The sequence below is a fragment of the Bradyrhizobium sp. CCGB12 genome, assembly GCF_024199845.1.
Lineage (GTDB): Bacteria > Pseudomonadota > Alphaproteobacteria > Rhizobiales > Xanthobacteraceae > Bradyrhizobium.
Map to the genome: position 1 here is coordinate 7,202,111 of NZ_JANADO010000001.1, position 19,996 is coordinate 7,222,106.

General features: G+C 65.0%; 24 protein-coding genes. 17 read left to right on the forward strand and 7 right to left on the reverse strand.

The annotated features are described in order from the left end of the window. Nucleotides 1-6 precede the first annotated feature (6 nt). Together NLM27_RS32880 and NLM27_RS32885 are read left to right on the forward strand one after the other, a co-directional pair. A complete protein-coding gene (locus NLM27_RS32880) occupies nucleotides 7-708 on the forward strand; it encodes an RluA family pseudouridine synthase (protein ID WP_254147227.1) in 702 nt (233 codons plus the stop codon). Between the two features lie 291 nt (nucleotides 709-999). Continuing rightward, nucleotides 1,000-2,109: a DUF2336 domain-containing protein gene (locus NLM27_RS32885; RefSeq protein WP_254147228.1), complete on the forward strand. Its 1,110-nt coding sequence runs from the start codon at nucleotides 1,000-1,002 to the stop codon at nucleotides 2,107-2,109. A gap of 171 nt (nucleotides 2,110-2,280) precedes the next feature. Here the strand turns inward: NLM27_RS32885 and mtaB are convergent, their stop codons facing one another. Next, a complete protein-coding gene (mtaB, locus tag NLM27_RS32890) occupies nucleotides 2,281-3,534 on the reverse strand; it encodes a tRNA (N(6)-L-threonylcarbamoyladenosine(37)-C(2))-methylthiotransferase MtaB (protein WP_254147229.1) in 1,254 nt (417 codons plus the stop codon). Beyond that, the gene (dapF, locus tag NLM27_RS32895; protein WP_254147230.1) at nucleotides 3,534-4,409 is read right to left on the reverse strand and encodes a diaminopimelate epimerase; all 876 of its coding nucleotides are present in this window, start codon (nucleotides 4,407-4,409) and stop codon (nucleotides 3,534-3,536) included. Before dapF ends, mtaB begins: the two co-directional genes overlap by 1 nt. 231 nt (nucleotides 4,410-4,640) lie before the next feature. Between dapF and NLM27_RS32900 the strand changes: the two genes are divergently transcribed. Beyond that, nucleotides 4,641-5,450: a GyrI-like domain-containing protein gene (locus NLM27_RS32900; protein ID WP_254147231.1), complete on the forward strand. Its 810-nt coding sequence runs from the start codon at nucleotides 4,641-4,643 to the stop codon at nucleotides 5,448-5,450. A 5-nt stretch (nucleotides 5,451-5,455) separates the two neighbouring features. Next, nucleotides 5,456-6,160, forward strand: coding sequence for an SIMPL domain-containing protein (locus tag NLM27_RS32905; RefSeq protein ID WP_254148992.1), 705 nt, complete (start codon nucleotides 5,456-5,458; stop codon nucleotides 6,158-6,160). A gap of 161 nt (nucleotides 6,161-6,321) precedes the next feature. Here NLM27_RS32905 and NLM27_RS32910 read toward each other — a convergent pair whose 3' ends face one another. Then, nucleotides 6,322-7,386: an MBL fold metallo-hydrolase gene (locus NLM27_RS32910; protein ID WP_254147232.1), complete on the reverse strand. Its 1,065-nt coding sequence runs from the start codon at nucleotides 7,384-7,386 to the stop codon at nucleotides 6,322-6,324. 435 nt (nucleotides 7,387-7,821) lie between these two features. Here NLM27_RS32910 and ffh point away from each other — a divergent pair, with 435 nt between their 5' ends. The 7 genes from ffh to NLM27_RS32945 all read left to right on the forward strand — a co-directional run bounded on the left by ffh (nucleotide 7,822) and on the right by NLM27_RS32945 (nucleotide 13,815). After that, the gene (gene ffh, locus NLM27_RS32915; protein ID WP_254147233.1) at nucleotides 7,822-9,369 is read left to right on the forward strand and encodes a signal recognition particle protein; all 1,548 of its coding nucleotides are present in this window, start codon (nucleotides 7,822-7,824) and stop codon (nucleotides 9,367-9,369) included. Between the two features lie 85 nt (nucleotides 9,370-9,454). After that, nucleotides 9,455-9,787, forward strand: coding sequence for a 30S ribosomal protein S16 (rpsP, locus tag NLM27_RS32920; RefSeq protein WP_011083313.1), 333 nt, complete (start codon nucleotides 9,455-9,457; stop codon nucleotides 9,785-9,787). Between the two features lie 9 nt (nucleotides 9,788-9,796). Further along, nucleotides 9,797-10,342 carry a ribosome maturation factor RimM gene (gene rimM, locus NLM27_RS32925; RefSeq protein WP_254147234.1) on the forward strand — a complete coding sequence of 182 codons (546 nt, stop codon included), beginning with the start codon at nucleotides 9,797-9,799 and terminating at the stop codon, nucleotides 10,340-10,342. 105 nt (nucleotides 10,343-10,447) lie between these two features. Beyond that, the gene (trmD, locus tag NLM27_RS32930) at nucleotides 10,448-11,203 is read left to right on the forward strand and encodes a tRNA (guanosine(37)-N1)-methyltransferase TrmD (protein ID WP_254147235.1); all 756 of its coding nucleotides are present in this window, start codon (nucleotides 10,448-10,450) and stop codon (nucleotides 11,201-11,203) included. A gap of 109 nt (nucleotides 11,204-11,312) precedes the next feature. After that, nucleotides 11,313-11,693, forward strand: a complete 381-nt coding sequence (rplS, locus tag NLM27_RS32935) for a 50S ribosomal protein L19 (protein ID WP_254147236.1) — start codon at nucleotides 11,313-11,315, stop codon at nucleotides 11,691-11,693. A gap of 411 nt (nucleotides 11,694-12,104) precedes the next feature. After that, on the forward strand, nucleotides 12,105-13,511 hold the full coding sequence (gene leuC / locus NLM27_RS32940) for a 3-isopropylmalate dehydratase large subunit (protein WP_254147237.1): 1,407 nt from the start codon (nucleotides 12,105-12,107) through the stop codon (nucleotides 13,509-13,511). Between the two features lie 94 nt (nucleotides 13,512-13,605). Next, nucleotides 13,606-13,815 carry a hypothetical protein gene (locus tag NLM27_RS32945; RefSeq protein WP_254147238.1) on the forward strand — a complete coding sequence of 70 codons (210 nt, stop codon included), beginning with the start codon at nucleotides 13,606-13,608 and terminating at the stop codon, nucleotides 13,813-13,815. A 71-nt stretch (nucleotides 13,816-13,886) separates the two neighbouring features. Here NLM27_RS32945 and NLM27_RS32950 read toward each other — a convergent pair whose 3' ends face one another. Continuing rightward, on the reverse strand, nucleotides 13,887-14,462 hold the full coding sequence (locus NLM27_RS32950; RefSeq protein WP_254147239.1) for a hypothetical protein: 576 nt from the start codon (nucleotides 14,460-14,462) through the stop codon (nucleotides 13,887-13,889). Nucleotides 14,463-14,639: 177 nt separating this feature from the next. On the opposite strand from NLM27_RS32950, the gene NLM27_RS32955 reads away from it, so the two are divergent. Then, nucleotides 14,640-14,939, forward strand: a complete 300-nt coding sequence (locus NLM27_RS32955) for a DUF1330 domain-containing protein (RefSeq protein WP_254147240.1) — start codon at nucleotides 14,640-14,642, stop codon at nucleotides 14,937-14,939. Between the two features lie 10 nt (nucleotides 14,940-14,949). On the opposite strand, the gene NLM27_RS32960 is transcribed toward NLM27_RS32955, so the two are convergent. Together NLM27_RS32960 and NLM27_RS32965 are read right to left on the reverse strand one after the other, a co-directional pair. Next, nucleotides 14,950-15,207: a hypothetical protein gene (locus tag NLM27_RS32960; RefSeq protein ID WP_254147241.1), complete on the reverse strand. Its 258-nt coding sequence runs from the start codon at nucleotides 15,205-15,207 to the stop codon at nucleotides 14,950-14,952. Between the two features lie 59 nt (nucleotides 15,208-15,266). Then, a complete protein-coding gene (locus NLM27_RS32965) occupies nucleotides 15,267-15,545 on the reverse strand; it encodes a hypothetical protein (protein WP_254148993.1) in 279 nt (92 codons plus the stop codon). A gap of 253 nt (nucleotides 15,546-15,798) precedes the next feature. Here NLM27_RS32965 and NLM27_RS32970 point away from each other — a divergent pair, with 253 nt between their 5' ends. Continuing rightward, complete coding sequence (locus NLM27_RS32970) at nucleotides 15,799-16,197, forward strand: metallopeptidase family protein (RefSeq protein WP_254147242.1); 399 nt, start codon at nucleotides 15,799-15,801, stop codon at nucleotides 16,195-16,197. 12 nt (nucleotides 16,198-16,209) lie between these two features. On the opposite strand, the gene NLM27_RS32975 is transcribed toward NLM27_RS32970, so the two are convergent. Continuing rightward, the gene (locus tag NLM27_RS32975) at nucleotides 16,210-17,004 is read right to left on the reverse strand and encodes a helix-turn-helix transcriptional regulator (RefSeq protein ID WP_254147243.1); all 795 of its coding nucleotides are present in this window, start codon (nucleotides 17,002-17,004) and stop codon (nucleotides 16,210-16,212) included. A gap of 94 nt (nucleotides 17,005-17,098) precedes the next feature. Here NLM27_RS32975 and NLM27_RS32980 point away from each other — a divergent pair, with 94 nt between their 5' ends. The 4 genes from NLM27_RS32980 to NLM27_RS32995 all read left to right on the forward strand — a co-directional run bounded on the left by NLM27_RS32980 (nucleotide 17,099) and on the right by NLM27_RS32995 (nucleotide 19,912). Further along, nucleotides 17,099-17,668 (forward strand): pyridoxamine 5'-phosphate oxidase family protein, encoded by a 570-nt coding sequence (locus tag NLM27_RS32980; protein WP_254147244.1) that lies wholly within the window; start codon nucleotides 17,099-17,101, stop codon nucleotides 17,666-17,668. An 87-nt stretch (nucleotides 17,669-17,755) separates the two neighbouring features. After that, entirely contained in the window at nucleotides 17,756-18,361 is a 606-nt protein-coding gene (gene leuD, locus NLM27_RS32985; RefSeq protein ID WP_254147245.1) for a 3-isopropylmalate dehydratase small subunit, read from the forward strand. 137 nt (nucleotides 18,362-18,498) lie between these two features. Beyond that, complete coding sequence (locus tag NLM27_RS32990; RefSeq protein ID WP_254147246.1) at nucleotides 18,499-19,284, forward strand: capsular polysaccharide synthesis protein; 786 nt, start codon at nucleotides 18,499-18,501, stop codon at nucleotides 19,282-19,284. 208 nt (nucleotides 19,285-19,492) lie between these two features. Then, nucleotides 19,493-19,912: a DUF6455 family protein gene (locus NLM27_RS32995; RefSeq protein WP_254147247.1), complete on the forward strand. Its 420-nt coding sequence runs from the start codon at nucleotides 19,493-19,495 to the stop codon at nucleotides 19,910-19,912. Nucleotides 19,913-19,996: the final 84 nt, after the last annotated feature.

Genomic DNA, 19,996 nt, shown 5'->3' on the forward strand with positions numbered 1-19,996 from the left:
TTGCAATTGCTCGATGTTCCCGAATTGACCGCAGACGAGATCCTGGCGCGCGTGCTCCATCGCGACGGCTTGATGCTGGTCATCGACAAGCCGGCCGGCCTGCCGGTGCATCGCGGCCCCAAGGGCGGCGCCAACCTCGAGGCCTCCTTCGAGGCGCTCCGTTTCGGCCTGCCGCGGCCGCCCGTGCTGGCTCACCGGCTCGACAAGGACACCTCCGGCTGCCTCGTGCTCGGCCGCCATCGCAAGGCGACGGCCTCGCTCGGCCTCCTCTTCAAGCACGGCAAGATCGGCAAGACCTACTGGACCGTGGTCGAAGGCGGCCCCACCGAAGATGAAGGCGTCATCGACATGCCGCTCGGCCGCCTCAATGCCGAGCGCGGCTGGTGGCAGAAGCCGGACCCGGACGGGCAGAAGGCGATCACCAATTGGAAGGTGATGGGCCGGGGCGAGGGCCTGACCTGGCTCGCCATGGAACCCGTCACCGGCCGGACCCATCAATTGCGGGTGCATTCGGCCGCGACCGGCTGGCCGATCTTCGGCGATAACATTTACGGCAACGGCCCGCGCTTCGGCGAGCCGCGCCTGCACCTGCATTCCCGCGAGATCGTGGTGCCGATCTCCCGGAACAAGGAGCCGATCCGCGTCGTCGCGCCGGCCCCGCTGCACATGCACGAAAAACTCCGCGCCTGCGGGTGGAATGGAGAGTAGCTGCCGCAAGGTCGGTGCACCTCTCCCGCCTGCGGGAGAGGTCGGCGCGTCCCGGGCGATGCGAAGCATCGTCCTGCGCGCCGGGTGAGGGTTCTCTCCTCTAGGGGTTGTCCCATTGCGGAGACACCCTCTTCCCAACCCTCCCCCGCAAGCGGGGGAGGGAGCGCCAGCTCCGCCGCGGCCGCGCCTCGTCTCATTGCGCCATGGTTTACGAAACGTTCAGCGCTCGCCTCTAATGATGGCGGTTGCTTAGAACAAGCTTCCGTAACCGCTCAGGACGAGCAGCGCGTGATGTCCAAGGCCGAGCTATCGATCATCGACGAGGTCGAATCCGCGATACGGATGGGCTCGCCGGAAAAGGGGCTGGAGACGGCCCGGCGCGTCACCGACCTGTTCCTGTCTTCCGCCGGCAGCTTCGACGACGAGCAGATTGCACTGTTCGACGACGTGCTCGAGCGGCTGATCGGCACCATCGAGCTGCGTGCCATTGCCGACATCGGCGCCCGCGTTGCACTCGCCGAGATCAGCGCCCAGCTCGCGCCGATCGCGCAGGCGCCTCCGTCCGTGATCCGCCGCCTCGCCAACCATGACGAGATCCGCATCGCCGGTCCCGTGCTGCAGGAATCCGCGCGCCTCGACGATGGCGAATTGGTGAAGATCGCATCATCCAAGGGCGAGCCGCATCTGCTCGCGGTCGCCGGACGCTGGTGGCTGAAGGAGATCGTCACCGACGCATTGCTGGCGCGCCGCTATCCCAGCGTCAGCCGGCGGCTTGCGGCCAATCCGGGGGCTCGGGTTTCAGGCAACGGATTTGCCGTCATCGTCGGACAGGCCGAAAGCGATCCGGACCTCGCAATCAGCGTCGGCGTTCGCGTCGATCTGCCGTCGGAGCTGCGCCGTCAATTGCTGCGTTCCGCGACGGATGCCGTGCGCACCCGCCTGTTGTCGCGCGCGCCGCCGCATCTGTTCGAGGAAATCCAGAACGCGATTGCCGCCGTGACCGTCGGCGTCGCGCGCGAGATGTCTGCCGTTCGCGATTTCGAAGGCGCCAAGCGCGCGATTGCAAATCTCAAGGCGGCCGGCCAGCTCAGCGAGGCGACACTGCTCGGCTTCGCCACACAGCGGCGCTATGAAGAGACCGCCGCTGCCCTGGCAGCACTGTCCGGATCGACCGTCGAGGTGATTCGCCCGCTGATGCAGAGCCTGCGCGACGACGGCCTCCTGGTGCCGTGCAAGGCAGCGCAGCTCAGCTGGGACACCACCGCCGCCGTGCTCGAAAGCCGTTTTGCGACAGGCGTGATGAAGCCGGCGGACCTTGCGCGGGCGCAGGGGCATTTTGCGAGAATGACGCCGGAGAACGCGCGGCGGACGCTCAGGTTCTGGCAGGTAAGGGCGTCGTAGCTTTCTTCCCCTCTCCCCTTGCGGGAGAGGGTGTCTCGCCGCGATAGCGGCGAGACGGGTGAGGGGTATCTCTCCGCGATTCCGACTCTCATTTGAATTCGCAGAAGCAACCCCTCATCCGGCGCTTCGCGCCACCTTCTCCCGCAAGGGGAGAAGGAAGAAAGCGGCGCGTTATACCGTCAGCCGCTCGCCGTCATGACCGGTGATCCTCAGCGGCACGACGCTGCCCACACGCTCGCCCACGATCGCCACCGGCAGATAATGCTCTGTCCGCCCCTGCCACTCGCTCTCGATCAGCACTTCGCGCGTTGCATCGATCTCCGCTTGCAGCCGCCGTCGCAACGCCGCCTCGCCAGCCGCACGCAGCCGCTTCGCACGTTCCCTGATCGCGCCGCCCGCAACCTGCGGCATTTTCGCGGCCGGCGTGCCCGGGCGCGGGGAATAGGGGAACACATGCAGGAAGGTGAGGCCGCATTCCTCGACGAGATCGAGCGAGCGTGAGAACATCTCATCCGTCTCGGTCGGAAAGCCCGCGATGATGTCGGCGCCGAAGGCGATGTCGGGGCGCAGGCGGCGGACCTGATCGCAGAACGCGATGGCGTCGCGCCGCGAATGCCGCCGCTTCATGCGCTTCAAGATCATGTCGTCGCCTGACTGTAGCGACAGATGCAGATGCGGCATCAGCCGCGAATCGTCGGCGATGGCATCCAAGAGATCGGCATCCGCCTCGATCGAGTCGATCGAGGAGATGCGCAGGCGCTTCAGCTCCGGCACGTGCCGCAAAATCTGCTTGGTCAGCATGCCGAGCTTGGGCGTGCCCGGCAGATCAGTGCCGTAGCTGGTGAGGTCGACGCCGGTCAGCACGATCTCGGCGTGACCGCGCTGGGCCAGAGCCCGCACTTGCTCGACCACCACGCCCATCGGCACCGAACGTGAATTGCCGCGGCCGAACGGGATGATGCAGAAGGTGCAGCGATGATCGCAGCCGTTCTGCACCTGCACGAACACGCGCGGCAGGCCCGCCGCAAAGCCGTCGATCAGATGCGGCGCCATTTCCGTGACCGCCATGATGTCACTGACGGCGATCTTCTCGCTGGCGCCGATGGCAAACGCATCGCGGGCCTCGCGCCAGGCTTCGCCGCGCATCTTGTCGTCATTGCCGACGACGCGATCGACCTCGGCCATGTCGGCGAACATCGCCGTTTGCGTCTGCGCGGCGCAGCCGGTGACGACGATGCGCACTCCGGGACGTTCGCGCTTCAATTTGCGGATCGACTGGCGCGCCTGCGCCACCGCCTCGTTGGTAACGGCACAGCTGTTGATGACGATGGTGTCGGAAAGGCCGGCGCCCTCCGCTTCGCGGCGAATCACCTCGGCCTCGAACGCATTGAGGCGGCAGCCGAAGGTGACGATGTCGACAGTCATCAGCCGACCGGCGCGAACAGCGCCGGATCGAAACTGCCCTCATATTCGAAGGTCGCGGTGCCCGTCATCAGCACATGGTCGTCGCGCTCGCGCCATTCGATGCCGAGCTTGCCGCCGGGCAGCGTGATCTCGACGTTGCGATTGGCGCGTTTCAGCCGCGCCGCCGCGACGGCCGTGGCACAAGCGGCCGAGCCGCACGCCTTGGTCAGGCCGGCACCGCGTTCCCAGGTGCGGATCGTGATGTGGTCGCGATCGACGATCTGGGCGAGGGTGACGTTGGCGCGCTCGGGAAAGATCGGATGGTTTTCGAGCAGCGGACCGAAGCGCTCGAGATCGTAGGCGTTGACGTCGTCGACCCAGAACACCGCATGCGGATTGCCCATGCTCACGACGGAGGGCGAATGCAGGATCGGATTGTCGATCGGCCCGATCTGCAATTCGATGTAGCGGGTGTCGCGAAACTCTTCCGCCAGCGGGATGTCCTGCCAGCCGAACTTCGGCGCGCCCATGTCGACGGTGTAGAGGTCGGGCGCGGGGCCCTGCCAGCAATTGAGCAGGCCTGCGGCCGTCTCGAACGTTGCCGTGGTCTGCCCGCCCTTTTCGAAGATACGACGCACGACGCAACGCATGCCGTTGCCGCAGGCGCCGGCTTCGGAGCCGTCATTGTTGTAGATGCGGATGAAGGCTTCGGTGCCGTCGAGCCGCGGCCTCTGCAGCACCATGAGCTGGTCGTAAGCCACGCCGCCGTTCGCGGACGCCACCGCGCGCGCGTCGTCCGGCGTGACCTTTGCCGTGGAATCGCGCATGTCGACAACGACGATCTCGTTGCCGATGCCGTTCATCTTGGCAAATGCGTGGTTGGCCAGCGCGCTCATGAAAATTCCCGAATTTCGCCCGTCTTATATGGCGATCCTTGCCGGCTTGGCCAGCGCTTTGCGGCAGGGCGCTCGGGAAGCCGCCATGACGTATCTGTCATGGGACGAATTCGGCGCTCGCGTGTTAGAACGGCGCCGCTCGTGCAAGCCGGGGGGGCGCGGCCGGGCGCAAAGCGGGAGTTTGGCCTTGGTGGGCAAGGTCTTGGTGCCCAAGGTCCTGGGGAGAATAAAATGATTAGGTTTCGTCGTCTCGCTCTGGCCGCGCTGATCCCGGCGGCGGCCATGTCGCTTGGTCTGTCCGCCGCTCGGGCACAAACTCCGAGCCCGGCGCCTGCCGCATCGGCAACCCCCTCGCCGGCCCCGTCGGCTTCGCCGGCGCCGGCCGCGAGCGCTTCGCCTGCGCCGGTGGCAACGCCTTCGCCGGCGGCCAGCGCCTCACCGGCACCTGCTGCGACGCCCTCGCCGGCAGCGAGCGCCTCACCCGCGCCGGCAGCAACGCCTTCGCCCGCAGCCAGTGCCTCACCAAGTCCGGCAGCGCCCCCGCCCGCGGCGGCCACCACCCCCGCCCCGGTACAGACCGCCGATCCCTTTGGCCTCGAGACCACGCTCGAGCCCAAGAAGGTCGTGATGGTCAAGGGCACTGCCAATTGGGACTCGGCCTTCGACACGCTGATCGACGCCTTCAAGGCGCTGAACGCGCTCCTGGACAAGCAGGGCATCAAGCGCGCCGGCAATTCGATGATCGTCTACACCTCCACCGACGACACCGGCTTCACCTTCCTGGCCGAGATCCCGGTCGAGCAGGATCCGAAGAACCTGCCCAAGGACACAAGCGTCGGCAAATCGCCGGAGGGCAAGGCGCTGAAATTCGTCCATCGCGGCTCCTACGACAACATGGACAACACCTATGAGGCGATCACCAATCACCTCGACGACAAGAGACTGGAAGCCAAGGACACCTTCATCGAGGAGTACCTCACCGATCCCCTGAAGACGGCCGAGGACAAGCTCGTGATCAATGTTTTCGTGCCACTGAAGTGACAATGATGAAAAAGCCCGCCGTACTCGCCGCCGCTTTCGCCACCGTCCTGCTGGCAGCGCCTGCGCTCGCCGACGACTTCCCCTCCGCGATTTCGGTGAGCGGCGAAGCCTCCGTATCCGCAGCGCCCGATCTCGCGCAACTCGATGCCGGTGTCGCCAATGACGCCAAGACGGCGAAGGAAGCTTCCGATGCCAACAACGCCGCGATGGGCAAGGTGCTGCTGGCGCTGAAGGGCGCCGGCATCGCCGAGAAGGACTACCAGACCTCGCGCCTGTCGCTGCAGCCGCAATACGGCCAGAACAAATCCACCGGTGCCTCGCCCGTGGTCGGCTTCCGCGCCTCCAACCGCGTCACCGTGAAGATTCGCGACGTGACCAAGGCGGCCGGCATCATCGACACGCTGGTCAGCGCCGGTGCGAACGACATCGGCAACATCTCCTTCGAGGTGACGCAGGCGTCAAAACTGCTCGACGACGCGCGCGAGCAGGCGGTCGCGGACGCCCGCCGCAAGGCCGAGATCTACGCCAGGGCCACCGGTGTGACGCTGGGCGCGCCGCTCAGCGTCACCGAGGGCGGCGGCCCGGTGCCGCTGTTCAAGGGCCGCATGGCCACCGCTCCAATGGCCGCAGGCGCCGCGGTCGCGCCGGGCGAGGAGACGCTGTCGGTGACGGTGAATGTGAGCTGGGCGATCAAGCCCAAGGAGCAATAACTCTCGTGTCCCGGACGCGCTGCAGCGTGAAACGCTGCTGCGCAGAGCCGGGACCCAGAGAGCAACACGGTACATTGCCGCAGTATGGGCCCCGGCTCTGCAGCGCACCGTCGAAGAGACGCTGCGCTGCGTCCGGGGCACGAGCGGTGTCCGTGGCGAGACTAAATCTCCACCACCTGCCCCGGCACCATCGCCACGAACCGCTCCTGCGGAATCTTCGCCGCATCCAGCGCCTCGACCAACGCCTTCGCGGGCGCATCGATCGCCTCGTCCGTCAGCTGGAACGTGCCGTGATGATGCCCGAGCGCTTCCTGCGCGCCGCAATCGTCTAGCGCCTTCACGGCATCTTCCGGATTCATGTGCTGGTCGCGCATGAACCAGCGCGGCTCGTAGGCGCCGATGGGGAGGATCGCCATGCGGAGCGGCCCGTGCTTCTCGGCGACGCGACGAAAATGCCTGCCGTCGCCATAGCCGGAATCGCACACGATGTAGATTTTCCCCGCAGGCGTCTCCAGCACAAAGCTCGCCCACAGCGCCTTGTTGCGATCGAACATGCCGCGCGCCGTCCAGTGCCTTGTCGGGACCAGATGCACGGCAATGCCGCCGCCGAGCTCGACACGGTCGTGCCAGTCGAACGCTTCCACCTTGATCGTGGGATCGGTACTGCGCATCGTCACGTCGTTGCCGAGCGGGGTGACGACGCGCGGAGCAAAGTTTTTTGTGAGCCGCGACAGCGTCGCGATGTCCAAATGATCGTAGTGACCGTGCGAAACCAGCACGACGTCGATCTTCGGCAAACGATCGAAGGCGATGCCGGGATCATTGTGCCGCTTCGGTCCGGCCCAGGCGACCGGCGAGACCCGCATCGACCAGACGGGATCGACCAGGATATTGAGCCCGCCGGCCTGGATCAGCCAGCTGGCGTGGCCGACGAAGGAAAGCCGCACCTTTTCGCCGTCGACGCGCTCCGGCGGAGTATCGGCATAGGGGCTGGGCGCCCAGTCGGGCCAGTCCGCACGCTGCCCCCGGCCGCCCAATTGCCAACGCAGCACCTCGCCAAGCGATCGTGGCGGCGCCCCGTCCGGATCGAAGAAGTGCAGGCCGTCGAAATGGTCGGAGACCGGGCCGTCATAGGTTTTCATGCGGGACATCCAGAGGGAGGACACACCGACCAAGGCGCCGGCGCCGGCAAGCAGTCCGAAAACGCGGCGGCGGGTGATCGGCACGGCGGTCTTCAGCGATCGTAGCGGAGGCAGGTCATGACCTCCAATATGGGTGGAACCCAGGGAAAAGGAACCAGCTACCAAAAAATCCCGTGGTTTCAGGGCTTTGCCCTGGCAGGGTCGCCGAGGCATCCTAACTTTCCTTGACTTTTGGGCGTGAGCGGCGTTTAACCCCGCCACTTTCTCGGAAAGGCTTTCTTTTCGACCCGCCGACTGGCCCTGGAGGCCAGAGGTCAACGCCCGACAGCGCTGTGCGCCCTCGGGCGCAAAGGTGTTTGGACTTTCTTCTCCCTCGCCCCGCTCTTGCGGGGAGAGGGTCGGGTGAGGGGCTCTCTCCGCGTATGACGCGCGTGGATAGTTCCATACGCCCTCACCCGCCGCTCAAGGGAGCGGCGACCTCTCCCCGCAGGCGGGGAGAGGTAAAAAAGGACAACGGCATTGTTCGACAATCTGTCGGAACGGCTTGGTGGCATTCTCGATCGTCTGACGGGGCGCGGTGCGCTGACCGAGAAGGACGTCGACGCCGCGATGCGCGAGGTGCGCCGCGCGCTGCTGGAGGCCGACGTCGCGCTCGAAGTCGTGCGCAGCTTCACCGAGCGCGTCCGCGAGCAGGCGATCGGCGCCACTGTCGTCAAGTCGGTCACGCCCGGCCAGATGGTGGTCAAGATCGTCCATGACGAGCTGATCAACACGCTCGGCGCGGAAGGCCAGACCATCGACGTCAATTCCGTGCCGCCGGTGCCGATCATGATGGTCGGCCTGCAAGGCTCGGGTAAGACGACCACCACCGCAAAGCTCGCCCGCCGCCTGGTCCAGCGCGACAAGCGCAAGGTGCTGATGGCCTCGCTCGACGTCTATCGTCCGGCGGCGATGGAGCAGCTGGCCGTGCTCGGCCGCGACCTCGACATTCCGACCCTGCCCATCGTGGCGGGACAGCAGCCGCCGCAGATTGCGAAGCGTGCGCTCGAAGCCGGCAAGCTCGGCGGCTACGACATCGTGCTGCTCGACACCGCCGGCCGCACCACGCTCGACGAAGACATGATGGCGGAAGCCGCCGCGATCAAAGCCGCAGCGAACCCGCATGAAGTGCTGCTGGTCGCCGACAGCCTCACCGGCCAGGACGCCGTGAACCTCGCGCGCGCGTTCGATCAGCGCGTCGGCCTCACCGGCATCGTGCTCACACGAGTGGACGGCGACGGCCGCGGCGGCGCCGCGCTGTCGATGCGCGCGGTCACCGGCAAGCCGATCAAGCTGATCGGCACCGGTGAAAAGACCGACGCGCTGGAGGACTTCCATCCCGACCGTATCGCCGGCCGTATCCTTGGCATGGGCGACGTGGTCTCGCTGGTCGAGCGCGCCGCCGCCAACATCGACGCCGAGAAGGCCGCGCGCACCGCCGAGCGCATGCGCAAGGGTCAGTTCGACCTCAATGACATGCGCGAGCAGCTGTTGCAGATGTCCAATATGGGCGGCATCAGCGGCCTGATGGGCATGATGCCCGGCATCTCCAAGATGAAGAACCAGATCGCCGCGGCCGGCATCGACGACAAGATCTTGAAGCGCCAGGTCGCCGTGATCGATTCCATGACGCGCGACGAGCGCCGTCATCCCGACTTGCTCAAGGCCAGCCGCAAGAAGCGTATCGCCGCAGGTTCCGGCCAGAGCGTCGAGCAGGTCAACAAGCTGCTCAAGATGCACCGGAACATGGCCGACGTCATGAAGGCCATGGGCTCGGGCAAGCGCGGCCCGCTCGCCGGCATCGCGCAGGCCATGGGCTTCGGCGGCGGCATGAAGATGCCGTCGCCCGAGGAGATGAAGGCGATGCAGGAGAAGATGCAGGCCGGCGGTGGACAAGGTCTGCCCAGCCTGCCGAAGGATCTGCCGCCCGGTCTTCGCTCGGGCCTACCAAATTTGCCGGGGCTTACGGGCCTCAGCGGCAAGCCGACCCTTCCGGGGCTCGGCGGTTTTCCCGGCAAGAAGAAATGAGGAATTCGTCGCAAGGGTCGCAAGTGTCCCGCGCAACGCGAAAATACCAATCAACCGAACAAAACGTACTTTGAAGGAGAACTAGATGTCCGTCGTTATCCGCCTCGCCCGCGCAGGCACCAAGAAGCGTCCCGTCTATCACGTCGTCGTCGCCGATTCGCGCTTTCCCCGTGATGGTCGCTTCATCGAGCGTCTCGGCTATTTCAACCCGCTGCTGCCGAAGGACAACGAGGCCCGCCTCAAGCTCGACATGGAGAAGGTGAAGGCCTGGGTCGCCAAGGGCGCGCAGCCCTCGGACCGCGTGTCTCGCTTCCTCGACGCCGCCGGTGTCAAGAAGCGCGAAGCGCGCAACAACCCGCAGAAGGCTGTGCCGCGCAAGGAGCGCAAGGCGCAGGCCGAAGCCGCAGCCAAGGGCTAAGGTCAGACCATGTCGGCGCTGGTCTGCGTCGCGCGGATCGGCGCCGCGCATGGGGTGCGCGGTGCGGTCAAACTATGGACCTTCACCGAAGATCCCTTTGCCATCCGCCGCTACGGTCCGCTGCTGTCCAAGGACGGCAAGCGCCAGTTCGAGGTCGCAACGGCGCGCGAGGCCAGGGATCATCTGGTCGCGACGTTCAAGGGCGTCGCGACCCGCGATGAGGCCGAACGGCTCAACGGCATCGAGCTCTACGTCCCGCGCGAAAAGCTGCCCGCGACCGACGCGGACGAATATTACCACACCGACCTGATCGGGCTCGCCGCCGTCACCACCGACGGCGACGCGCTCGGTCGCGTGCTCGCGATCCATAATTTCGGCGCCGGCGACATCATCGAGATCGCGCCGCCCAAAGGCACGACGCTGCTGCTGCCGTTCTCCAACGCGGTGGTGCCGGAGGTCGATCTCGCCGGCGGCCGCGTGGTGATCGCGCTGCCGCAGGAGATCGAGGGTGAGGAGCCCTCTTCGGGTCGTCCCGGCGAAGGCCGGGACCCATAACCACAAGCCGTGGTTTTGGCTAAGCTGACAGCTCCAGCCATCGCATAATTACCTGCGGTGGCTATGGGTCCCGGCCTTCGCCGGGACGACAGCAATTGAGATCGGATGACAGACCCCTCACCCTGGCGCGCGACGGTACTGACGCTGTTTCCGGAGATGTTTCCGGGGCCGCTCGGCGTGAGCCTCGCCGGCCGGGCGCTGGCCTCGGGACTGTGGGAGATCGAGGCGCGGGACATCCGGGCTTCCGCGACCGACCGCCATCGCAGCGTCGACGACACCCCGGCCGGCGGCGGGCCGGGCATGGTGCTGCGGGCGGATGTGCTGGCCGCCGCCATCGATGCCGCGGAGATCGGGCCTGAGCGGCCCCGCCTGCTGATGAGCCCCAGGGGCCGGCCATTGACACAGGCCCGCGTCATGGAGCTCGCCCAAGGCCCCGGCCCCCTGGTCGTCTGCGGGCGGTTCGAGGGGGTGGACCAACGGGTGATCGACGGGCGGCGCCTGGAGGAGGTCTCGATCGGCGATTACGTGCTGTCGGGGGGCGAAATCGCCGCAATGGCCCTGATTGACGCCTGCGTCCGGCTGCTGCCGGGGGTGATGGGCAAGGAGGCCTCGGGAACCGAGGAAAGCTTCTCGGACGGCCTGCTCGAATACCCCCAATACACCCGCCCGCAGCTGTTCGAGGGGGCTCCGATCCCTGATATCCTGACCTCCGGCGACCACGCCAAGGTTGCGGCGTGGCGGCGGGCACAATCGGAGGCCCTGACGGCGGCCCGGCGGCCGGATTTGTGGGCCCAAATCCCGGCCAAGCCCCCGCATCGGGCCGGGCGCCAAAAAACGCCAAAAAACAAGACAGACGGGTGACAAACGCTCCGGCTTGCCTTATAGCAGCGGCCAAATCCGCAATAGCTGGATAGACGAATTTCGCGCAGCCCCCGTTTCGAAGGCTGGGCGCGCCGATGGAGATTTACCCATGAACCTGATCAAGCAGCTCGAACAAGAGCAATTCGACAAGCTCTCCGCCGGCAAGGACATCCCGGAATTCGCCCCCGGCGACACCGTGATCGTCAACGTCAAGGTCGTCGAAGGCGACCGTACCCGCGTGCAGGCCTATGAAGGCGTTTGCATCGGCCGTTCCGGTGGTGGCCTCAACGAGAGCTTCACCGTCCGCAAGATCTCCTATGGCGAGGGTGTCGAGCGCGTGTTCCCGCTGATGTCGCCGATGATCGACTCGATCAAGGTGGTGCGTCGCGGCAAGGTGCGCCGCGCCAAGCTCTATTACCTCCGCAACCTCCGCGGCAAGTCGGCCCGCATCGTCGAGAAGCAGGACCGCGCGACTGCCGTCGGCGAGTAAGTCTTTCGCCCACTTGGCACGTCTTTCGAAGCGCGGGGCTCGGCTCCGCGCTTTTTTGTTTGGTCCCGCTGTCATTGCGAGCGCAGCGAAGCAATCCAGAGTCTTCCCGCAGAAGCACTCTGGGCTTCGTCGCAAGGGCTGCTCGCAATGACGGCGCCGCTAAACTCTCGCGCTTTGACTTCTGCGTGCTATATAGCTTCTAGAATGTTTCCAGATCTGACCAGCCTCGCCCCCGTCAAGCGCATCGTCATCGACGATCGCTCGCGGCTGCCTGGCCGGTTCTTCGGACGCTTCGCGACCTCGGCAACGTCAGAGCTTACGAGCGCAGCCTAAAAGCTGCGCTGACGATTTTGTTGCCTGCGCGCCGCTTGCGCACATCCGCTTACACAACATTCTTCGGAGCTGACGCTCATGTCCAAACCGACCACATTGTACGACAAGATCTGGAACGACCATCTGGTGCACGAAGCCGAGGACGGCACCTGCCTGCTCTATATCGACCGTCACCTGGTGCACGAGGTGACCTCCCCGCAGGCGTTCGAAGGCCTGCGCGCCACGGGCCGCAAGGTCCACGCGCCCGAGAAGACGCTGGCCGTCGTCGACCACAACGTACCGACCACCGACCGCACCCAGCCGAATCCCGACCCTGAAAGCATCGAGCAGATCAAGGCGCTGGCCGAGAACGCCAAGGAATTCGGCATCGAATATTACGACGAGTTCGACAAGCGCCAGGGCGTCGTCCACGTCATCGGCCCCGAGCAGGGCTTTACCCTGCCCGGCACCACCATCGTCTGCGGCGACAGCCACACCTCGACGCATGGCGCGTTCGGCGCGCTCGCGCACGGCATCGGCACCTCCGAGGTCGAGCATGTGCTGGCGACGCAGACGCTGATCCAGAAGAAGGCCAAGAACATGCGCGTCACCGTCGACGGCACATTGCCGGACGGCGTGACGGGCAAGGATATCATCCTGGCCATCATCGGCGAGATCGGCACCGCCGGCGGCACCGGCTACGTGCTGGAATACGCCGGCGATGCGATCCGCGCGCTCAGCATGGAAGGCCGCATGACGGTCTGCAACATGTCGATCGAAGGTGGCGCCCGCGCCGGCCTCGTTGCGCCCGACCAGAAGGCCTATGACTTCCTGCGCGACCGCCCGAAATCGCCGAAGGGTGCGGCCTGGGACGCGGCCATGCGCTACTGGGAGAAGCTGCGCTCGGACGAGGGCGCGCATTTCGACAACGAGCTGCGGCTGGACGCAGCAAAGCTGCCGCCGATCGTGACCTGGGGCACAAGCCCCGAGGACGTCATCTCGGTGACGGGCATCGTGCCCGATCCTGATAAGATCGCGGACGAGGCCAAGCGACTCTCCAAGCATCGTGCGCTGAAGTACATGGGCCTGACCGCGGGCACAAAGATCACCGACATCAAAGTCGATCGCATCTTCATCGGTTCCTGCACCAACGGCCGCATCGAAGATTTGCGCGCTGCCGCCAAGATCGCGGAAGGCAACCATGTCTCGGCGCATGTCAACGCCATGGTCGTGCCGGGCTCCGGCATCGTGAAGGAGCAGGCGGAAGCTGAGGGTCTCGACAAGATCTTCATCAAGGCCGGCTTCGAATGGCGCGAGCCGGGCTGCTCGATGTGTCTCGCCATGAACCCGGACAAGCTGAAGCCGGAAGAGCGCTGCGCCTCGACCTCGAACCGCAATTTCGAAGGCCGCCAGGGCTTCAAGGGCCGCACGCATCTGGTGTCGCCGGCAATGGCCGCCGCCGCGGCGATCGCGGGTCACTTCGTCGACGTCAGGGACTGGCGGTAAGCCAGTTCCTGCAATTGTAGCGATCGCGGCAAAGCGCCGTTAATTCGCATCGCCCAGATTGCGTCCTCGCGACGGTTTCGCGAGGACGCTGCACATGGCCAACAAGCCTGAATATGTCGATCTGATCAGCGAGGCCACGCGCCAGCATCGGCGGCGCGCAACGCCGCTGCGCATCGTCGCCAAGCCCGAGGTCGAGGAGACCTCAAAGCTCAGCCGCTGGCCGCCGGCGATGTTCAAACAATGGAAGCTCGATAACCTGATGCGGTGGAAGTCCGCGTCGTGGAAACTGAAGGATTGGCTGTAGGCCATCCAACACCAAACTCATTCCGGGATGGCGCGTAAGCGCCGGACCCGGAATGACGGTGCTAACTCACTTCACCAATAGCGGTACGGATAGTGCCAGCGGGGCCAGCGGCAGACGCGGCGCGGGCCGTAATAGGTCCAGATGATCCGGCAGCGGCGCGGATAGTGGTAGTAGGGATAATAGCCGCCGTAATAATAGCGCCGGTGGAAGTGACGATAGCCGTAATAGGGGCGACGATAGCCCCAGTGACGATGGTAGCCGCCATATCCGCCGAAGCGAGCGCCGCCATAGCGATAGCCGCCGACATGGCTGCGAAACGCCGGCGCGGCGCGGAAGCCGCCAATATGGCCGCCACGAAATCCACCACCGCGGAAACCGCCGATATGGCCGCCGCGAAATCCGCCGCCATGGAAGCCGCCACCGCGGAAACCTCCGCCGTGAAAGCCGCCGCCATGTCCGCCGCCGCCGTGGCGAACCTGCGTGACGAGGTCGTCGGCCGCAGCCTTCGTCGCTGGCGACGTCGCCGGATTGATGAGGGTGAGTGCTTCAGCGCGACGCGCCGTGCCGGCCGATAGCATCAGCGTCGCGGCGGCCGCGAGCCCGAGCAAGCGCATCGGGCTTGCCCTGAGACCCAATATCCTCAGCATGGAATCCTCCCTGAATCTGCACAGCGGAGTTGCGACGCGAGGTCTCGGCCGCGTCATCGCTGTTCAATGACGGTCGCTCCCGGGATTAAACTGCGGAAAGCGACGTGAACGCGCCATGAATGAACGACGTCGGGCTCCGCGATGCGACGCCGTGCCGCGACGGAAGGACTTTTGGAGATGACTGTCTACGCGATTGCACAATTGAAGATGACGGACCGCGCCGCCTATGACCGCTACCAGGCGCGGTTCTTCGACGTGTTCAAGAAGTATGGCGGAAGGCTGCTTGCCGCCGACGAGCATCCGCGCGTGCTCGAAGGCGCATGGCCGCATGACAAGCTCGTCATGATGTCGTTCCCCGACGAGGCCGCGTTCTTCGCCTTCTCGCATGCGCCCGACTACATCGACATCTCGCGCGATCGCAAGGCAGGCGCGCAGGCGACCGTGCTGCTGGTCAAGGGATTTGCGCCAGCGGGCTAACGCGGCGGCGTCACCAGAAGGGTCCGTAGCCGAACACGAACGAAGCGGGCACGCCATAGGGATAGGGACGGTAGTACACCGGCCGCGCGTAGTAGCGTGGATCACGGCGTACAGCAGGCCGCGCAATGTCATGGGTTCGCGCGTGTCGTCGCGCATCGAAAACCGCAATCCCCGCCGAGGCCTCCGGCAACGGCACCCTTTGCGCAGCGAAAGCGCGGGGCAGACCGGCGGCAAGCGCGACGGCGACGGCGAATGGAACCCATCTCATCACGATGAGCCCCGCGAGGCGACCGCGCTGTTTCGTTGGCGACGGCATTGACCCGCGCATCAACCGGGGCGCCAGTAGCAGTTCATTCGCGGAACGATCACCGTGCCGCTCGGCCGAAATTCCTGCACATAATGGGCATTGCACTCGCGGACCGCATTGGGGCCGGGATTGTAGCGGGGATAGACGCCGTCCGGGCTGTAATAGGGCGTGACGCGCAGGCGCGCCGGGGGCCGTTTGCGCGGCGACGGGGCATCCGGCGGGGCCGCCTGCGCGAGACGAATCTCGGGGCCGGCGGTCTGCGCCTCGGCACCAACGCAAAACTGCGAAAACAACCCCATGCACAGTAGAGTCAGCGCTGTTTTCGCTCGCATTTTCCCGCCCACCTGAAACGTCCCCGCTCGAGGCCCCACGCTCCCCGTTTTGGTGGCGCCCGTCAACCTCGCCGCGCTTATAAAGCCAGATGCATCGTCACGGAACCCGCGCTAGAGCCCGCTCCAATGGAATTGGAACGGGCTCTAGATTTTGTTTTTGACGCGTTTTCTTCACGCGAACCGGTATCCACTTCGCTCGAAAACGCTTTAGAACACACCCATGTGGACCGAATTGAAAGCGCCCTTGCTGGCCGAGATGGAAGCGACGGCGCACGACATCTTCGAGCGGCTGCCGGCGGAGTTTCGCAAGCTCTGCGAGGGCGTGATCATCCGCGTCGACGACTTCCCGACCGAGGAAGTCCTGGACGAGATGCAATGCGAGAGCGAGTTCGACCTGCTCGGCCTGTTCCAGGGCGTCGGGCTGACGCAGCAGAGCCTTGGCGACGTGGCGCGGCTGCCCAACCTGGTCTGGCTCTATCGCCGGCCGATCCTGGACTACTGGGCCGAGCACGACGAGACCCTTGGGCACATCGTCCGCCATGTCCTGATCCACGAGATCGGCCACCATTTCGGTCTGTCGGACGACGATATGGCCGCGATTGAGGCGCAGGCGGATTAGGGCGCGGACTTATCAAGCCGCGGTGCCGGAGAGAAGCATCGTCAGTCGATAGTCGGGCCACCCCGCGAGAGACAGCGACACCTGCTGATAGTGCAGTGGCCCCATGGTCGGATGATTGAACGCACGTTCGCCTCCTTCGCGAGCCAGAACGCCCTGCGTGTCCCAGCAGCGTTCGAAGTCGGGGCTTCCAATTCTCAGTTCCTCCACCAGTCGGCGAATATCCGGATCGTCGGAGTAGACTGTCACCGCGGCGCGGAACTCGGCAACGACGCGGCGTGCTCGGGAGGGCCAGTCAAGGATCAGGGTTCGAGCCTCCGGCCTGAGGAAGATGTAGCGCAGGAGATTTTTTTCGCCGTCTGCATCGAGCCATCCTGCAAACAGAAGGGACGCTTTCGCATTCCAGCGCCGCGCGCGCCATGTGCGATCGAGGATGTAGGCGGGTCCATCGATCGCATCGACGCAGGCCAGTATCTCTTCGGGCGGATCATCCCTGTTGCCCGGACGTTCGGGATCGCGCCTGCCCGCAACTTCGAACAGGTAGCTGCGCTCGGCCCGTGACAGGCGCAATCCGTGTGCGAGGCGCGCAAGTGCCGAAGCCGAGACGGACACATCGCGCCCCTGCTCGATCCATGTGTACCAGGTGACGCTCAATCCGCAGAGCTGAGCGACCTCCTCGCGCCGGAGGCCGGGCGTGCGCCGTCGTGGTCCAGCGGCGAGGCCGAATTCGGCCGGTGACTGGCGCTCCCGGAGCGCCCGCAAGAAGGCGCTGAGCGAGAGCGCCGGAGCGATTGGGTCTTGTCCTTTCATGGTAGTATTTATACCAGTATAACATAGGTACTTAAACCGGTATATCTGCAATGCTAGCTCTTGTCCCGACTCGCTGCGCAAAGGACGCACAGACATGGGCAAGCAATTCGCAAGGATCGAACCCGAGCACAGGGCTTTCATCGAGCAGCAGAAGATCTTCTTCGTCGCGAGCGCCCCGCCAAAGGGACGCATCAACGTGTCCCCCAAAGGCCTCTCCTCATTCCGGGTCCTCGGAGACACTGATGCCGCCTACCTCGATTGCACTGGCAGCGGCAGCGAGACCCGCGCGCACCTGATCGCCTCTGACGACAAACGGTTGACCATCATGTTTTGCGCCTTCGATGGCGCCCCGATGATCCTGCGGCTCTATGGCCAGGGTCGATCGCTCATGCGCGGCACGCCGGAATACGCCAATCTCGTTTCTGACTTCGAGGACGTGGCCGGAGCACGCCAGATCGTACGCCTCTCGGTCGACCTCGTGCAGACGTCGTGCGGTATGGGCGTGCCACTGTTCGACTACAAGCAAGAGCGAGGCAGCCTCGTGCGCTACTGGACCGCGCAGGGCGTCAACAATTTGCGAAAATACTGGGGCCTGAAGAACATGAAGAGCATCGACGGCCTGCCGACCGGCTTTGCCCCTGACAGCATGGCTCCGCGAGGCTGACAGGCCAAGATTGCCGAATCCGGCCTAGGATTTGTGCGCCAACCGGGCTAAACAGCCCTCCCCTGACTTCGAACCGGGAAGCCTGAAATGGACAAGTTCACCACGCTGGAAGGCGTTGCGGCGCCGCTGAAGATCATCAATGTCGACACCGACATGATCATTCCGAAGCAGTACCTCAAGACCATCAAGCGCACCGGCCTTGGCAAGGGGCTCTTCTCCGAGCAGCGCTACAAGGACGACGGCAGCGAGAACCCGGATTTCGTCCTCAACCAGCCCGCCTATCGCAATTCGAAGGTGCTGGTCGCCGGCGACAATTTCGGCTGCGGCTCGAGCCGCGAGCATGCGCCCTGGGCGCTGCTCGACTTCGGCATCCGCTGCGTGATCTCGACCTCGTTCGGCGACATCTTCTACAACAACTGCTTCAAGAACGGCATTCTGCCGATCCGCGTTGCCCAAGAAGACCTCGACAAGCTGTTCGATGACGCCGAGCGCGGCGCCAACGCGACGCTGACGATCGACCTGCCGAACCAGGAGATCCGTGGTCCTGACGGCGGCAAGGTCAAGTTCGAGATCGACCCGTTCCGCAAGCACTGCCTGATCAACGGCCTCGACGACATCGGCCTCACCATGGAGAAGAAGTCGTCGATCGACACCTATGAGGACAAGCTCAAGCGCGAACGCGCCTGGGCCTGAGCTCATTTTTTTGAGCATGATCTTTTCGGAAAACCGCCGCACACGTTTCCGGATCATGCTCTGATTTTCGTTCGAGCCCCGGCGTCCAAAGCGCCGGGGCTTTTTCTTTGCCCTCATCATCCCGTATAGCTTTGCGCATGCTGCCCGAGATCGTCACCTTCTGGCATGGCCCGATGGACGCGCTGCGCCAGACCTGTCTGCGCTCGCAGCTGGCTGCCGGCCACACGGTCACCGTCTACAGCTTCGACACCATTCCCGGCCTGCCCGTGGGCATTGCGAACGCGGATGCCGAGGCGATCCTGCCGCACGCGTTCTCGGAAAGACTGCGGCCGCCGCAGCCCGACGGCAGCTGGCGCGACTGGACCACGCTGCAGTTCAGCGACTTCTTCCGCATGAAGCTGATGGCGAAGAATCTCGGCCTCTGGCTCGATGCCGACGTGCTGCTGCTAAAACCCGTCGAGATCGATCCGGCAAAACCCTATTTCGCCTGGGAGCGGTCGCGCCAGCTCGGCAATTCCGTGATCTACCTTCCGCCCGAGCACGGCATCGTCACCGCCTTCGAGGAGCTGATGGAGCAGGAGGAGCTGACGCCGAACTGGCTGTCCGTGCGCCATCGCATCACCTTCATGATCCGCCGCCTGCGCGGCGGCTCGAACCGCCTCTCCGACATCCGCGTCGCGATCTATGGCCCCGCGGCACTGACCGCGCTCGCGCGCCGTACTGGTGAATTACAGAACGCCCTGCCGAAGCAGTCGTTCTACGCCGTGCATGCCGAGCCAAAACTGTTCTTCGATCCCTCGAGCTATCTCGGCCTCGTCACCGCCCCCGACATCATCGGCCTGCACATCTCGCCCAAGGGACGCGGCGGCGAGAAGCCGATTCCGGGCAGCCTATATGCGTGGGCGGCGGAGCGGTTCGCTTAACTCTCGTGCTGCTGAGCCGGGGCCCAGCAATGTGGCGAGATGGGTCCCGGCTCTGCGGAGCGGCACTTCGCGCCGCACCGCGTCCGGGACACGAGACCGACTGTAGAGACGCCAAACTCCAACGATTCTCAGTTTGATCCAGCGCAACGCGCGCCTGCACCATCGTGCCTAATCTTGCTCCAACACCGCTATTCGAATGGAGCTTCGCATGAGCACCGCAAGCAGGCCGTATCCCATCGTTCAGGACCTCATCGAGTCCTTTGTCGGCTGGCTGAAGCATCGCCGCGACATGAACGAAATGCGGCAGCTCGATCGCGCCGATTTCGACCGGATCGCCAGCGATCTCAGGATCGCGCCCGATGATCTGGACGCGCTCGTTCGCCACGGCAAGCATGTCGCCGACGAACTGCCGAAGATGCTGGAGCAGCTCGGCATCAACGCCGAAGGGCTCGGCCGCGCGCAACCGCTGCTGCTGCGCGACATGGAGCGGGTCTGCTCGCTCTGCAACAACAAGGGACAATGCGACCGCGAGCTCGCCGCCGGCAGCGCCGCGGAGAATTTTCACGGCTACTGCGGCAATGCCGCGACACTGGAGTCACTCGACCGCGCAGAGATCGTGCCGTACTGAGTCGCCGGCGGTACTGACGAATGAATTTCTCGGCCGGAACGGGGCCGTCGGCCTGGAGCCCGCAGGGATCGCGAACGTCGACGC